At 45.1% G+C, this 14,279-nt stretch carries 10 protein-coding genes; 4 read left to right on the forward strand and 6 right to left on the reverse strand.

Features of this window, described 5'->3' with window-relative positions:
• Positions 1-3 precede the first annotated feature (3 nt).
• The 3 genes from C7457_RS06135 to lon are packed head-to-tail and all read left to right on the forward strand — an operon-like array spanning position 4 to position 4,480.
• Positions 4-1,203 (forward strand): class I SAM-dependent rRNA methyltransferase, encoded by a 1,200-nt coding sequence (locus C7457_RS06135; protein ID WP_121171123.1) that lies wholly within the window; start codon positions 4-6, stop codon positions 1,201-1,203.
• On the forward strand, positions 1,204-2,082 hold the full coding sequence (gene galU / locus C7457_RS06140) for a UTP--glucose-1-phosphate uridylyltransferase GalU (protein ID WP_121171125.1): 879 nt from the start codon (positions 1,204-1,206) through the stop codon (positions 2,080-2,082).
• Positions 2,075-4,480, forward strand: a complete 2,406-nt coding sequence (gene lon / locus C7457_RS06145; RefSeq protein ID WP_121171127.1) for an endopeptidase La — start codon at positions 2,075-2,077, stop codon at positions 4,478-4,480. The genes galU and lon overlap by 8 nt, the downstream gene beginning before the upstream one ends.
• Here lon and C7457_RS06150 read toward each other — a convergent pair.
• From C7457_RS06150 to C7457_RS06165, 4 genes are read right to left on the reverse strand one after another with little or no spacing between them, the layout of a single operon-like run.
• Positions 4,470-5,750, reverse strand: a complete 1,281-nt coding sequence (locus tag C7457_RS06150; RefSeq protein WP_121171129.1) for a chloride channel protein — start codon at positions 5,748-5,750, stop codon at positions 4,470-4,472. The two genes, lon and C7457_RS06150, sit on opposite strands and share 11 nt — an antisense overlap.
• 28 nt (positions 5,751-5,778) lie before the next feature.
• The gene (locus C7457_RS06155; RefSeq protein ID WP_121171385.1) at positions 5,779-7,212 is read right to left on the reverse strand and encodes a leucyl aminopeptidase; all 1,434 of its coding nucleotides are present in this window, start codon (positions 7,210-7,212) and stop codon (positions 5,779-5,781) included.
• 13 nt (positions 7,213-7,225) lie between these two features.
• The gene (locus C7457_RS06160; RefSeq protein ID WP_121171131.1) at positions 7,226-7,717 is read right to left on the reverse strand and encodes a hypothetical protein; all 492 of its coding nucleotides are present in this window, start codon (positions 7,715-7,717) and stop codon (positions 7,226-7,228) included.
• A complete protein-coding gene (locus C7457_RS06165; protein ID WP_121171133.1) occupies positions 7,714-9,489 on the reverse strand; it encodes a tetratricopeptide repeat protein in 1,776 nt (591 codons plus the stop codon). The genes C7457_RS06160 and C7457_RS06165 overlap by 4 nt, the downstream gene beginning before the upstream one ends.
• Positions 9,490-9,551: 62 nt before the next feature.
• Between C7457_RS06165 and recG the strand changes: the two genes are divergently transcribed.
• Positions 9,552-12,008 carry an ATP-dependent DNA helicase RecG gene (gene recG, locus C7457_RS06170; RefSeq protein WP_121171135.1) on the forward strand — a complete coding sequence of 819 codons (2,457 nt, stop codon included), beginning with the start codon at positions 9,552-9,554 and terminating at the stop codon, positions 12,006-12,008.
• Here the strand turns inward: recG and C7457_RS06175 are convergent.
• Together C7457_RS06175 and C7457_RS06180 are read right to left on the reverse strand one after the other, a co-directional pair.
• Entirely contained in the window at positions 12,005-12,913 is a 909-nt protein-coding gene (locus C7457_RS06175; protein WP_343202892.1) for a dihydroorotate dehydrogenase, read from the reverse strand. The genes recG and C7457_RS06175 overlap by 4 nt on opposite strands.
• Positions 12,910-14,208: a class I SAM-dependent RNA methyltransferase gene (locus tag C7457_RS06180; RefSeq protein ID WP_121171140.1), complete on the reverse strand. Its 1,299-nt coding sequence runs from the start codon at positions 14,206-14,208 to the stop codon at positions 12,910-12,912. The genes C7457_RS06175 and C7457_RS06180 overlap by 4 nt, the downstream gene beginning before the upstream one ends.
• Positions 14,209-14,279: the final 71 nt, after the last annotated feature.

Below are 14,279 nucleotides of genomic sequence, written 5' to 3' on the forward strand. Positions count from 1 at the left end.
ATATTGCTTCAAGTATCAATCAAACCGGGAAGGGAAAAGAGGATAAGGGGGTTTCACCCCTGGGTTTACAAAAACGATATTCTCTCCTTCTCAAGGAGGCCAAAACCTGGGGAGCTCTGCATCGTAAGGGACCACAGGGGAAGTTTCCTTGCAAAGGGTTACATAAACCCTGATAGCTACATAGCAATAAGGATTCTAACCTTCAAGAAAGACGAAGAGATAGACTATCAGTTTTTCGTAAAGAGAATAGAAGAAGCCCTCTCATACAGGAAAGAGCTTGTTCCTGAAAACTGCACAGCCTTCAGATTAATTCACTCTGAGGCCGACTATCTTCCAGGTTTAATTGCAGACTACTACGACGGATACTTGGTAATTCAGGTCACAACCCTCGGAATGGAGATTCTAAAAGAAACGGTCGTTAGGGCTTTAGTTGAAGTTGTCAAACCAAAGGGTATTTACGAGAAGTCAACCGTCCAGACAAGGGAGCTTGAGGGATTGCCATTAATTGAACAGCCCCTATACGGTGATGTCCCCGAAAGAGTAGTAATCCTTGAAAACGGGATAAAGTTCAACGTCCAAATAGTTGGAGGACAGAAGACAGGCTACTTCCTTGACCAGAGGGAGAACAAGCTCCTATTTGCAAAGGAGTTCGTAAAGGAGGGAGATAGAGTCCTTGACGCCTTCTGCCACCTTGGAGGTTTCGGAATTCACGCTGCAGTCATAGGAAAAGCTAAAGAAGTCGTAGCACTTGATAGCTCACAGCTTGCCCTTGACCTTGCTAAGGAAAACGCCCAGTTAAACGGGGTTGCAGACAGGTTTACCTTCGTTAAGGGGGATGCCTTTAAAGTCCTAAAGAAGATGAGCCAGGAAGGGGAAAAGTTTGACTCAATAGTTATAGACCCTCCAGCCTTCGCAAAGAGTAAGACCGTAGTCCAGCAGGCAAAGAGGGGTTATAAGGAGTTCTTCTTAAGGGGACTAAAGATGCTAAAGCCGGGAGGAAGGATAGTCGTCTGTTCATGCTCCCACCACATAACTCCGCCAATGCTTGAAGAAATCCTCATATCTGCAGCCTACGACACAAGAACCCCACTGAGAGTCCTCTACACAACTTACCAGGCAAAGGACCATCCCTTCGTCCTTCAGATTCCGGAGAGCAGGTACTTAAAGTGCATATTCGCAAGGAGATTTGAGTGGGAGGTATAGATGATAAGGAAAGCCGTAATACCCGTTGCAGGGCTCGGAACAAGGTTCTTACCGGCGACGAAAGCACAGCCTAAAGAGATGCTCCCGATAGTTGATAAACCCGTAATCCAGTACATAGTTGAGGAGGCTGTAAGGGCAGGAATAAGACAGATAATCTTCGTTACGGGAAAGCACAAAAGGGCAATAGAAGACCACTTTGACAGAAACCTTGAGCTTGAAAGGGCACTTGAGGAAAAGGGAAAAGAAGAGCTCCTTAAAATAGTTAGGGAAATTTCAGAACTTGCAGAATTCATATACATAAGGCAGAAAGAGCCCCTGGGCCTTGGACACGCCATACTAACTGCAGAGCCTGCAGTTGGAAACGAACCTTTTGCCGTTTTCCTTGGAGACGACGTTATGGTCTCTGAACCACCTGCGATAAAACAGCTCATTGAAGTCTTCAACAGGTTTAAGTGCTCAGTTCTCGGCCTTCAGGAGGTCCCCGAGGAAGAGGTAAGTAAGTACGGAATTGCTGGAGGCAAAGAGGTTGAACCTGGAGTAATAAAGGTTGACCAGTTAGTAGAGAAGCCTTCACCGGAGGAAGCTCCCGGAAACCTTGCAATTGCAGGTAGGTACATCTTAACCCCCAGAATATTTGAGATGCTGAGGAAGACAAGGCCAGGAAAAGGAGGCGAAATTCAGCTTACAGATGCAATAGCTCTTCTCTCAGAGAGAGAGGCCATATATGGTAGGATAATGGAAGGTAAGCGTTACGATACAGGTAATAAGATTGGTTTCTTAGAAGCCACTGTTGACTTTGCCCTATCAAGGGAAGACCTTAGAGAACCGTTTTTAGAATTCCTTAAGAAAAAACTCAAACCGGGAGAGAGAGATGGCTGAGATAATGCAAGGGCCTATTCAGGAGCCCAAGTTCCCTGAGGAACTACCGGTTCTCCCTTTAAGAGACGTTGTTGTATTTCCAATGATGATAGCTCCCCTCTTCGTTGGAAGACCTTTCTCCCTAAACGCTGTGGAGGAAGCCCTAAGGGAACACAAACTAATCTTCCTTGCAACTCAAAAGGACAAGGAGATAGAGGAACCGACGAGGGAAGACCTCTACGATTACGGAACCGTCGCCGTAATCCTTAAAGCAATGAGAATGGGCGACGGAAGGGTAAAGATCTTAGTTCAAGGACTTGGAAGGGCAAAGATTAAGGACCTTAAAAAAGAGGAAAACCTTTACAGGGCCGTCCTTGAGTACATTCAAGAGCCTGAATACAGGCCTAAGAGTATAGAGGAAGAGGCCCTCATAAAGCTGGTTAAAGATCAGCTTGAAAGGGTAGTTGCCCTCGGAAAGCAAATTCCACCAGACATTGTAGCGATCCTCCGCTCAATTGAAGACCCCGGACGCCTTGCAGACTTAATCGCTGCACAGATTGAGCTCTCAACTGAGGAGGCAGTAGACCTCTTATCAACAGAGGACCCTATTGAGAGGTTAAAGAAGATCAGCCAGAAGTTGGAGCACGAGATCAAGGTCCTTGAGGTTCAGGAGCTAATCAGGACAAAAGCCAGAGAGTCTATGGAGAAGGAACAGAAGGAGTACTTCCTCCGTCAACAGCTAAAGGCTATAAGGAAGGAGCTGGGAGAGGAGGAGGAAAAGAGCAAGGAAATTGAGGAGTACAGAGAAAAAGTTAAAAAGGCGAAAATGCCAAAGGAGGTTGAGGAAGCCGTACTTAAAGAGCTTTCTCGCCTTGAGAAGATGCACCCTGAATCGGCCGAGGCTGGAGTTTTAAGGACCTGGATTGAGTGGATGATAGAGCTCCCTTGGTCAAAGAGAACCAGGGATAAACTTGACATAGAGAGGGCAAGGCAGATCCTTGATGAAGACCACTACGACCTTGAGAAGGTTAAAAGTAGGATACTTGAATACCTAGCCGTCAAGGCCTTAATGAAGAAGAGGAGGAAGAAGGTTAAGGAAGTTAAACAGCCTACAATATGCTTTGTAGGCCCACCGGGAGTAGGTAAAACTTCACTTGCCCGTTCAATTGCAAGGGCTTTAGGGAGGAAGTTCGTAAGGATTTCTCTTGGAGGAGTAAGGGACGAGGCTGAGATAAGGGGGCACAGGAGGACTTACGTAGGAGCCATGCCCGGTAAGATAATTCAGGCCCTAAGGAAGGCCGGAACTAAAAACCCTGTAATCCTCCTTGATGAAATTGACAAGATGTCCTCAGACTTCAGAGGAGACCCTGCAGCAGCACTCCTTGAAGTCCTAGACCCTGAGCAGAACAAGGAGTTCGTTGACAACTACATAAACCACCCTTTTGACCTTTCAGAGGTACTCTTCATAGCAACGGCAAACACCCCTCACACAATACCTGAACCCCTATACGACAGGCTTGAAGTCCTGAACATTCCCGGCTACACAGAGTATGAGAAACTTCAGATTGCAAAGAAGTACATAGTTCCAAAGCAGATGAAAAACCACGCACTAACTGAGAAGGATATTGAGTTTACAGACTCAGGACTCCTACACATCATAAGGCACTACACCAGAGAAGCTGGAGTAAGGAACCTAGACAGGAAGATTGCTGCAGTGTGCCGTAAAGTGGCCCTCTGGATCAGCGAGGGCAAAGAGAAGAAGTACAAGATTACCAAAAAGATGGTTGAGAAGATACTGGGAGCTCCAAAGTTCATTCCAGAGCTTGAGCTCGGAGAGGATGAAGTTGGAGTAGCAACGGGCCTTGCCTGGACTCCGGTAGGAGGAGACGTCCTCTTCATTGAAGTTGTAGTAACAAAGGGAAGCGGAAGGCTAATCCTTACAGGAAGGCTCGGTGAGGTTATGAAGGAGTCTGCCCAAGCTGCCCTGGGATTTATTAAAGCAAACGCCGAAAAGTACAAGATAAAGCACGACTTCTCAAAGATTGATATCCACGTCCACGTACCGGCAGGAGCGATTCCTAAGGACGGTCCATCTGCTGGAATAACGATTGCAACGGCAATGCTCTCAGCCCTTACAGGTAGAAAGGTACACAAAGACGTTGCAATGACAGGAGAGATAACCCTAGGAGGGAAAGTCCTACCTGTAGGGGGGCTAAAGGAGAAGATCCTCGCAGCCCTCAGGTACGGAGTGAAAACTGTAATCCTCCCTGAGAAGAACAAACAGGAGGTTATGGAGGAACTACCCGAAGAGGCAAAGAAAAAGGTCAAGCTCATGTTTGTAAATAGGATTGAGCCGGTATTTGAAACTGCCCTCTACCCTGAGGAGAGTAAGGGAAAAGGAAGGAAAGTCAAGAAGTAGATTCGGGGGGAATTCCCCCCTTTTTAAGCATAGCCTTTTTCAGCTCAAAGAGTGAGGAAGCCAATAAACCTATAAGTGAAACTATCAGACCGGTCGGAATAATAACGTTGTAGTCGTAGGTTATCTCAAGGGCTAAAACAACGGCAGTAAAGGGAATCTTCATAACAACTCCGACAAAGACTGCCGCTCCAACGGCTGCAAAGTAAAAGGGCTCCACTGAGAACCCTACTCCTTTCAACCCCTCCCCAAATCCATAACCTATTAGAGCTCCTATACTCATTAAAGTTATAAACAGCCCTCCTACGGCATTGGCGTAGAGGGAGATTGCATTTGTAAAGATCCTCAAAATTACAAGGGAAAAGATAACGATCAGGGGAAAGTGGAAATTACTGTTTATAAGAGATTCTACAACTTCATGTCCAGAAAAGCCTGAGTAGGGAGATACCTTAAGAAGAACACCTACTGTAACTCCTACGACGATAGAAGTTAAAACGGCCTCTTGAGTTCTGTTTAACCTCCTTGATAAAAAGGACGTTAGGTAAAAGAAAACCCTATCCCTCAAAGTAAGGTAAAGGTAAATTCCAAGTGAAATTACCGGAATAAATAGGAAGATTGAGAATAGGTAATCGGGATGGATTTCCTTTCCTATTGAGTAGCTGAACATTAAAGGTTTTAAAAAGAGAAGTGCAACCAAAAAGGAGGTGAAGCTACCAAGGAGGAGAAATCCAACGAAATCCTTTATCAGGGAGTAGGCAACAGTCTCAACTGCAAAGAGAATTCCTGTAATAGGGGAAACGAACACTGCTGCAATTCCGCTGCTTGCACCTATTCCTATTGCAATTTTAAGGAGCTCCTTCGGTAGCTTTAAGAACTTGTTAATCTTATAGGCAATCATCGTGCCTATTGCAGCAGAAGGTCCTTCATTTCCAACTGCAAAACCGCTTCCTATTGAGAGAGCTGAGGAAACTATTTTAAGGGCAAGGTCTGACATCGTAAAAGTAAGCCTATTCTCACCAAGGGCCTTTGAAATCTCTCTTATTCCGTACTCCCTTGCCCTATCGTTATAGAGAATTATTAAGTTAACCATCAAAATGGAAGAAGTCGGCACAAAGATAACGTACCACCAAGGAAGGTTGGGTATTGTCCTGTAAGGATCTCCTAAGTAAAAGAGGTATGAAATACTCTTAGTTAAAAAGACGTAGAAAGAAATTGCTATACCTGTAAAGAGACCCGTTAGGAGAGAAAGGACAAGTAGCTTTAGCTTCCACATCCCTTAAAGGGAAAGGGGGGAAAGCCCCCTACTCTTCCTCATTTAGAATAAACTGGGCTAAAGTCCTTACAGGCTGGCCGGTGGCTCCCTGTCTGTAGTACTTCCAGTCTCTATCAAGGAACGCAGGTCCAGCTATATCAATGTGAGCCCAGCTCTTTACCTTGTCCTTATTAACAAACTTCTTCAAGAAAAGGGCTGCAGTAATGGCTCCACCGTAACGGCTCTTACCGACGTTTTGAATATCTGCATAGGCTCCCTTTATCTCCTCTTCAAGGTCCCGGTCAAGGGGAAGTCTCCAGAACTTCTCCCCTGTCTCCTCAGAGAGGGAACAGAGCTCCTTTGCAAGTGAGTCGTCCTCTGTAAAAAGACCGCTGGTGTAGTGTCCAAGGGCAACAACACAGGCCCCTGTAAGGGTTGCCATGTCAATCATAAAGTCCGGTTCTAGTTCACTTCCGTAGAGTAGAGCATCTGCAAGGATTAACCTTCCTTCAGCGTCGGTTGAGAGAACCTCAACGCTTACACCGTTCCTGTAGACAATTATGTCGTCCGGCCTGTACGCCTTTCCGTCTGGCATATTCTCAACTGAGGGAATTAAACCGTGAACCTCAACGTTAGGCTGGAGCTCCCCTATTAACTTCATAATACCTAAAACTGCACAGGCTCCCGCCTTGTCCGACTTCATCGTTTTCATAAACTGCTCGGGCTTTATGTTAAGACCTCCACTGTCAAAAGTCACACCTTTACCTACAAGGACAACTTTCTTTTTAGCCTTCTTAGGCTTATAGGCAATGTGAATGAACCTTGGAGGGTTCTTACTTCCCCTTCCAACTGTTAGAATTCCAACCATCTGGTTGCTCTCTAACTTCTTTTCGTCAAAGACCTTACAGTCAAAGCCGTACTCCTTTGAGAGCTCTTTAGCAACTTCAGCAAGTTTCTCAGGATTAATAACGTTTCCCGGCTCGTTTACCAGGTCCCTCGTAAAGTTAGCGGCCTCTGCAAGGGCCCTTCCGAGCTCAAAGGCTTTCTTAAATTCCTTCTGCCCTGCAACGGTTAACTTCTCTACTCCTTCCCCTTTTTCCTTCTTGTACTTGTTAAACTGATAGTTTCCTAAGACTAAACCTTCAGCAGTTGCCTTTGCTCCCTTCTCCTTTAGCTTGTCAACGCCGAGGAGCTCGCAGACTACCCTCTTAGCCTTCAGTTCCTGGGCCTTCCTTATACCCTTTGCAGCAGCAATCCTTACTGCTTCCTGATTAACCTCACCTTTTTTACCAAGACCTACAAATATAACGCTCTTGAAAGCTTGACCTGGAAGAACAGCAACTTCCCCCTTCTTTCCGTTAAAAGAGAGGGCTTTAAGCTTTTCCTTTTCCTCCTTTTCTACCTCCTTAAGACCTTCGTAAACTCCCGTAATAAGGGCATCAGCCTTCTTACCTTTAATCTCCGTCTTAAACTCTATCTTCATTTCAGCACCTCCTTTAACCTTTTTGATCAAACTCCCTCAGAGCCGGACTCTTCCTTCCCTTCCTGTAGTTCTCAATCTCCTGGGGGATGAGTTTCCTCAACTTCCTCTGAATCAAGAAGTTAAGGACAAATAGTGTAAAGACGGGAAGAGACGCTCCGACGAAAGCGCTCTTTATGTTAAGTGAGAGAACTTTAAAGGCTTCTCCAGAGTACTGGACGATGAAATCTATCATAAGGAAAAAGAGGTAAAGTGAAACTATGAAGTAAACCTGCTTAACGTACTCAACGTAATCAAGGATTAGGGCCGTAAGGAAGGTTATCTTAAAGCTAAAGGTAAGGGCGTAAGCGAAACCCCCCGGTTTAATGGCGTTTAACGGCAAGAAATCTTTAAAACTTCCTTCCTCCAAGAACTTCAAGGCTGCATTTACCCTCATAAGCCCCGTAATGGTTGGTAGAGAGATAATTAAGAACACTATAAGTCCCCAAAGCAACATCGTCCAGCTCATTTACTCTCCTCCTTTCCTATCTCCTTTAGGATTTTTATAGTCCTCTTGAGTATTCCCGGTTCTTCCTTTTCAATTTCCATATTCTTATTCTCAAGTATTCCCTGAAGGGCCTTCGTCAAGTACTTTTCAGCCTCCTTTCTCCTTCCAAGCTTAAAGAGGCACTCCCCGTAGTGCTGGTTTATCACAGTATCTTCAGGTTTCTTTTCTAGGGCTCTCTTTAAGCACTTACAGGCCTCTTTATACCTTCCTAGCTTATAGAGAACCCAACCTTTCGTATCAAGGAACGCAGGGTTTTCCAGTTCGGCCTTTAAGGCTTCATCTATAAGCTTTAAAGCTTCATCAAGGTTCTTACCCCTTTGAGCGTAGAAGTATGCAAGGTAGTTGTAGGCATCAGGGTTGGGCTTTACCTTTAGGAGCTCCCTAAGGTACTTCTCAGTTTCCTCAAACTTACCGAGCTTTTCGGAGAAGTAGGCAAGGTAAAAGAGAAGTTTAGGATTGTCCTTAAACTGTTCCTTCCAGTCCTTTAGGAGCCTGTAGGCTTCCTCAGTCTCTCCAAGCTTATCTGCTACAAGGGCAAGCTTTATAAGGTACTGAGGATTACCGGTTAACTGCCACAGCCTTTCATAGTAAGCTTTTGCATCCTGAAGTCTACCGAGCTTGTAACTTACAACCGCTAATCTCTCAAGAACTGTAGGGTTCTCTGGGTAAAGGTCAAGGGATTTCTCGTAGGCTTCAACTGCCGTCTCAAGCTGGCCCGACATCTCGTAGGCCAAGCCCAACATAAAGTAAACGTTTGGATTATCGGGATTTAGCTTAGTAATTCTCTCTATTATCGGAATTACCTGCTTGTACTCCCCTATCTGAAAGAGGTTTGCCGCAAGCCAAGAAAGGAGCTTTAGGTTATAGGGTTCAAGCTCTGCAAGTTTGTTTATTAACTTAACGGCCTCGTCGGGCTTGTTCTGGAGGATATAAACGACTATTAGCTCCCTTAAGGCATAGGTATTTTCAGGATCCTTCTTCAGGACTTCCTTTAGGAACCTCTCAGCTTCAGCATACGACCTTTGCTCTTTAAAGAGCTTTCCAAGGAGAATGTAAGCACTTTCAAAGTTTGGATTGATCTCTATACTCCTTTCAAGGTGCTCCCTTGCCTTTCCGTAGTCTCCCTTCAGGTAGTAAACCTGACCTATGAAGTACTCAATTAGGTAGTCTTTAGGAAATTCCTTCTCGGCTTTTCTAAGGAACTCCAGCGCCTCATCGCACTTCTTCTGGTTAATGAGTAAGTCTGAAAGGAATATGTACGTATCCCTATCCTTCTTTACATCTAAAATTCTCCTGTAGAGCTCCTCTGCCCTGTCAAACTTCTTTCTAACAACGCTAATTCCCGCAAGTAGTTTTAAAGCCCTGACGTTCTGGGGGTCTAACTTTAAAACTTTAGATAGGTAACTTTCAGCTCTATCGTAATCCTTTAGGGCTGTTGCGAGCTTCGCCCCCTCCAAGAGGAGGTCTACGTTGTTTGGGGCTTCTTCTATTGCCCTATCAAGGGCCTTTAGAGCCTCCTGATACTTACCCTGAGAGTGAAAGTTAAGGTAGAGCATGTAGTAGTAAAGGTAGTTCGGCTTGTAGGAACTTTTTTTAACTTCAACAGCAGCTTTCTCAACTTCCTCTTTTTTCGGCTGAGGTGGAGCCTCTTTAATTTCTTTCTTTTTTATTTCCTTAAGCATTCCACAGGAAGAGAGAGTTAAAATTACGACAAGGAAAGTTAACTTCCTCATTACCCATCCTTTTCTTAAATTTTTCCTAAGTAGAGTCTAATTATAGTAGGTTAAGGGGAGTAATGGAAAAGATACTAAAGAGGATTAAAGACCTCCTCTTTCTCATAGTAAAGGAAGACTTTAAGTACTTTAGCAGGGTTAAAGACCCGGATAAGGCGCTCATAAACCTGTTTAACGAGCTCTTGCCCTACCTTGACGGAAAGAGGAAAAATTGGGTTAAAAAAGTCATTAAGTTCCTTAAGGTCTACCCAGAGCTCCCCCTTGAAAAGAGAAAGAAGCTCCTCAAGGAGATCCACTCCGTCATAACCCTAAAGTTTACGCTTGAAGAGATTGAAGAGGAAAAGGAGAAGGAAACTCCCGTTGAGAAGTTAAAGGTAAGTGGAGAGAAGTTAAAGGAGAACAAAAGGAAGTACCCAATAAGGGCCTTCTTTAAGAAAGTTGAGGAACTTCCGGACAAAGTCATAAGCAAGAGGGTAAAAAACAGGCTCAAGAAGTTGGGAGTAGAGAACCTGATAGATGCAATTTACTACCTCCCCTTTAGGTACGAGGACCGCTCAACTGTTACCCCTATGGCTTATCTAAGACCAGGTAGGGAGTACCTGGTAAAGGGAAAGGTAGTTTCAGTCTCAGAGATTGAAACCCCTAAGAAGAAAAAGAGGCTACTTAAGGTCCTCCTTTACGATAGAACGGGAACGGTCACCCTATACTTTTTCAACCAGAAAGTCTTTCCATACTACAGGAAACTGTTTAAGGGAGCTAAGGAGCTTGGAAAGGAAGTCCTCGCCTACGGAACTGTAAAGAGGGAAACTTCCGGGTTTACGATGGCCCACCCTGAAGTTGAGATCTACCAGGATGGGAAGTTGGAGAAGTTTGGAAAGGTTATTCCTATATACCACACTGCCGAAGGACTAAAGCAAACAACCGTAAGGAAGGACGTCCAAAACCTAGTAAAGAAGGTAGTCCCTTTCCTGAGGGAATACCTGCCAAAAAGTATACTTGAGAGAAACGGTTTTCCAACTGCACCTGAAGCCGTCTGGAAAGTCCACTTCCCAGACGGGAACGTAAAGGAGCTCCTTGCCTTCCAGAGCCCCCAGCAGAAGAGGGTAATATTTGACGAACTCTTCCTCTTCCAGCTAGCTCTCGCAATCCACAGACAAAAGATAAAGCAGGAAAGGGGAATCTCCTTTCCTGTAAATCACCAGATGATTGAGGAGTTTAAGAAAGCCCTTCCCTTCACACTAACGAAAGCCCAAGAGAGGGTCTTAAGGGAAATAGTTGAGGATATGAAGAGGCCCGAGCCTATGAACAGGCTCGTTCAGGGAGACGTCGGAAGCGGTAAAACCGTAGTTGCAGCAGCAGCAGCCTTCTTTGCAGCAAGGAGCGGTTACCAAACTGCAGTAATGGCCCCAACTGAAATCCTTGCAAACCAGCACTACAAGAAGTTTAAGGACTTCCTCTCTCCCTATGGGGTAAAGGTTGGACTTCTTACCGGAAGCATGACAAAGAAGCAGAAAGAGAGCATTTATAGGGCAATAAAGGAGGGATTCTTTGACGTAGTTATAGGAACCCACGCCTTAATACAGGAAGGAGTTGAGTTTAAGAACCTTGGCCTCGTAATTATTGACGAACAGCACAGGTTTGGAGTTAAACAAAGGGTTGAACTCAAAAAGAAGGGGGTGCTTCCAGACGTCTTAGTTATGACGGCAACTCCAATTCCAAGGACCCTAGCCATGACTGCCTACGGGGACCTAGACGTTTCGGTAATAGACGAACTTCCTGCAGGAAGGAAACCAATTGAGACAAAAATACTCTTTGAGGATGAAAGGGATAGGCTCGTTGAGTTCCTAAAGGGGGAGCTCTCCAGAGGAAACAGGATTTACATAGTCTATCCCCTGATTGAAGAGAGCGAGAAGTTGGAGCTTAAAGCTGCGACCCAGATGTACGAGTACTGGAGTCAGAAGCTCAAGCCCTTTAAAGTAGGGCTCCTCCACGGGAGGATGAAGCAGGAAGAGAAGGACAGAGTAATGGAGAAGTTCAAGAGGGGAGAGATAGAGGTTTTAGTCTCAACAACCGTAATAGAGGTAGGCGTTGACGTTCCTGAGGCTACAGTAATGGTAATTGAGCACGCCGAAAGGTTCGGCCTAGCCCAGCTCCACCAGTTAAGGGGAAGGGTAGGAAGGGGAGACAGGAAGTCCTACTGCTTCCTCTTAACGAGCAGGGGCGCAGGGGAGGATTCAATAAGGAGACTGAAGGTCCTTGAGGGAACGAACGACGGGTTCAAAATTGCAGAGGCAGACCTTGCATTTAGAGGTCCGGGGGAGATATTCGGAACCAGGCAGTCTGGAGTAGGGGACTTTAAAGTTGCAGACCTAAGGAGGGACTACCACCTTCTTAAGATTGCAAGGGAGGAGAGCTCCCGCCTGATAGAGGAGAACCCGGAACTAAAAGGGCTTGACGATTTGAAGGAGCTCCTAACCTTTAGATTCGGTCAAAAGCTTGACCTAGTTGAAGTAGGTTAGTCTTTTAAGGCTTCGTTAATTTCCCCTATGCTGTTAAAACCTTCCTCCCTCATGTATTTCTCTATTCCCTCTACAATCTCCTCTACCGCCTTGGAATTGAAGAAGTTGGCAGTTCCTACCTGAACGGCCTTTGCTCCGGCTAGGAAGAACTCAATCGCATCTTCCCAGGTTGAAATTCCGCCTATCCCAATTACGGGAATCTTTACAGCCCTTGAAACTTGGTAGACCATCCTCACAGCAACGGGCTTTATCGCAGGACCCGATAATCCTCCGAACTTATTCTTTAACCTAGGCTTTTTCTTCCTTATATCTATCGCCATTCCAAGGAGCGTGTTAATTGCAGAGAGAGCATCTGCACCTGCACTCTCAATAGCCTTTGCCACCTCAACTATATCGGTAACGTTCGGAGAGAGCTTAACGATTAAAGGCTTATCAAGAACCTTCTTCACTTCCTCAGTTAACCTTGCAGCTTCAACAGGATCAACTCCAAAGGCAAGCCCACCCTTTTTAACGTTGGGGCAGGAAATGTTAAGCTCTACAGCGTCAACGCCTTCGGCTCCACTAATCTCCTTTGCAACTGCAACGTACTCTTCAACAATGCTACCGTAGATGTTCGCAATAACCCTACACTTATACTTCTTTAACTTCGGAACTATTTCCCTTAAAAAGTACTCAACACCGGGATTTTGAAGGCCTATCGCGTTTAGCATACCGCAGGGAGTTTCCCAGATACGGGGAGGTTCGTTTCCCTCCCTCGGCTTTATTGAAAGCCCCTTAACGCAAACGGCTCCTACCCTGTTTAGGTCAACGTAAGGAGCATATTCAAGTCCAAAGCCGAAAGTTCCCGAGGCCGTCCAGACAGGGTTTTCAAACTCAACTCCAAATAACTTAACCTTTAACATCACCTTACCTTCCTCAAGACTGCTATTGTCTCAACGTGATAGGTTTGGGGAAACATATCTAAAACCTTCGCCCTTTCCATATTTACGCCAAACTGGTGAAAAGCCGCAATGTCCCTTGCAAGGGTTGAAGGATTACAAGAAACATAAACTATCTTCTTTATCCTTGGAAGAGCTGCAAGGGTCCTTACTATCCTCTCGTTTAAGCCGCTCCTTGGAGGGTCAACTATAACAAGGTCGGGGCTGTAGTCCTTAACTATCTTTAAGGCCTCTTCAGTCTCCCTACAGAAAAACTGAATGTTCCTTAAACCGTTAATATCCTTATTGTAAAGGGCATCACTCACAGCCCAAAAGTTTGACTCAACACCAAAGGCCCTGTGGACGTACCTACCAACAGGTATAGTTAAAGTTCCAACTCCACAGTAGAAGTCCCCTGCAAGCATGTACTGGTGTTCCATAGCCACACGGGCCACCCTATCTATCAGGTTACCTACCTGAAACCTGTTAACCTGGAAGAAGGAGTCTGCACTTACCCTGAACTTAAACTTATCTACAATCTCGTAAGTAAAATCCCTTCCAAAGAAATCTAGCCTCTCCGGATAACCTTCCCTATTGGTCCTGTAAATACCGTAACCTACCAGGTTAACCTTTAAAATTTCTCTCAACCTCTCCAAGGGAAGATCAAACCTCTTAAACCTTCCCTGATAGACAATCTTTAGGAGGACTTCATCCTTACTTGAGGAGTAAACGTGAAACTCTGCTGGCTGAGTAGGGAGCTCTTTTAAGAGTTCCTTGAGCTTAGGAAATATATCTTCAATATCCTCCTTTAATAGAGGACACCTATCTACATCAACAACAAAGTGGGAGTTCTTAGCAAAGAAGCCAACTCTACCTGCTTTTACCTTTATCTGAGCTCTATTCCTGTAGTTCCAAGGAGAAGGAGAAGGAATGACTTCATCAATGTTTGGCTTCTTTATCTTACCTATCTTCTGTAAGTTCTCCTCAACTATTAACCTCTTTGCCTCTACCTGGTCACTGTACCTTACGTGCTGCCAGTCACATCCTCCACACTTTCCAAAGTAGAGACACCTTGGTTTAACCCTACTTCTGCCCCTTTCAAGGATTTTTACCACTTTTGCTTCACTGTAACCGCTCTTTTGGACAGTCTCCTCTGCAACTATTAAGTCTCCAGGAGCAACTTGAGGAACAAAAACAGCCTTTCCGTTCAACCTTCCAAGGCCTTTACCACCGTAAACTAACTTCTCTATCCTAAGTTTAAACTGCTTTCCTCTCTGTTTCAAAGGAGAAACCTCCTCCTAAGGTGGGTCAATTATACGAATTTTGCTACGATAATAATTACAAGTAGAAACTA

It is taken from the genome of Thermovibrio guaymasensis (assembly GCF_003633715.1).
Classification (GTDB): Bacteria; Aquificota; Aquificia; order Desulfurobacteriales; family Desulfurobacteriaceae; genus Thermovibrio; species Thermovibrio guaymasensis.

What these genes read in the sequence shown, in the direction of transcription:
- C7457_RS06155 (WP_121171385.1), bottom strand. Translation starts at nt 7,212, where the DNA reads ATGAAGATAGAGTTTAAGACGGAGATTAAAGGTAAGAAGGCTGATGCC.
- C7457_RS06160 (WP_121171131.1), bottom strand. Translation starts at nt 7,717, where the DNA reads ATGAGCTGGACGATGTTGCTTTGGGGACTTATAGTGTTCTTAATTATC.
- C7457_RS06165 (WP_121171133.1), bottom strand. Translation starts at nt 9,489, where the DNA reads ATGAGGAAGTTAACTTTCCTTGTCGTAATTTTAACTCTCTCTTCCTGT.
- recG (WP_121171135.1), top strand. Translation starts at nt 9,552, where the DNA reads ATGGAAAAGATACTAAAGAGGATTAAAGACCTCCTCTTTCTCATAGTA.
- C7457_RS06150 (WP_121171129.1), bottom strand. Translation starts at nt 5,750, where the DNA reads ATGTGGAAGCTAAAGCTACTTGTCCTTTCTCTCCTAACGGGTCTCTTT.
- galU (WP_121171125.1), top strand. Translation starts at nt 1,204, where the DNA reads ATGATAAGGAAAGCCGTAATACCCGTTGCAGGGCTCGGAACAAGGTTC.
- lon (WP_121171127.1), top strand. Translation starts at nt 2,075, where the DNA reads ATGGCTGAGATAATGCAAGGGCCTATTCAGGAGCCCAAGTTCCCTGAG.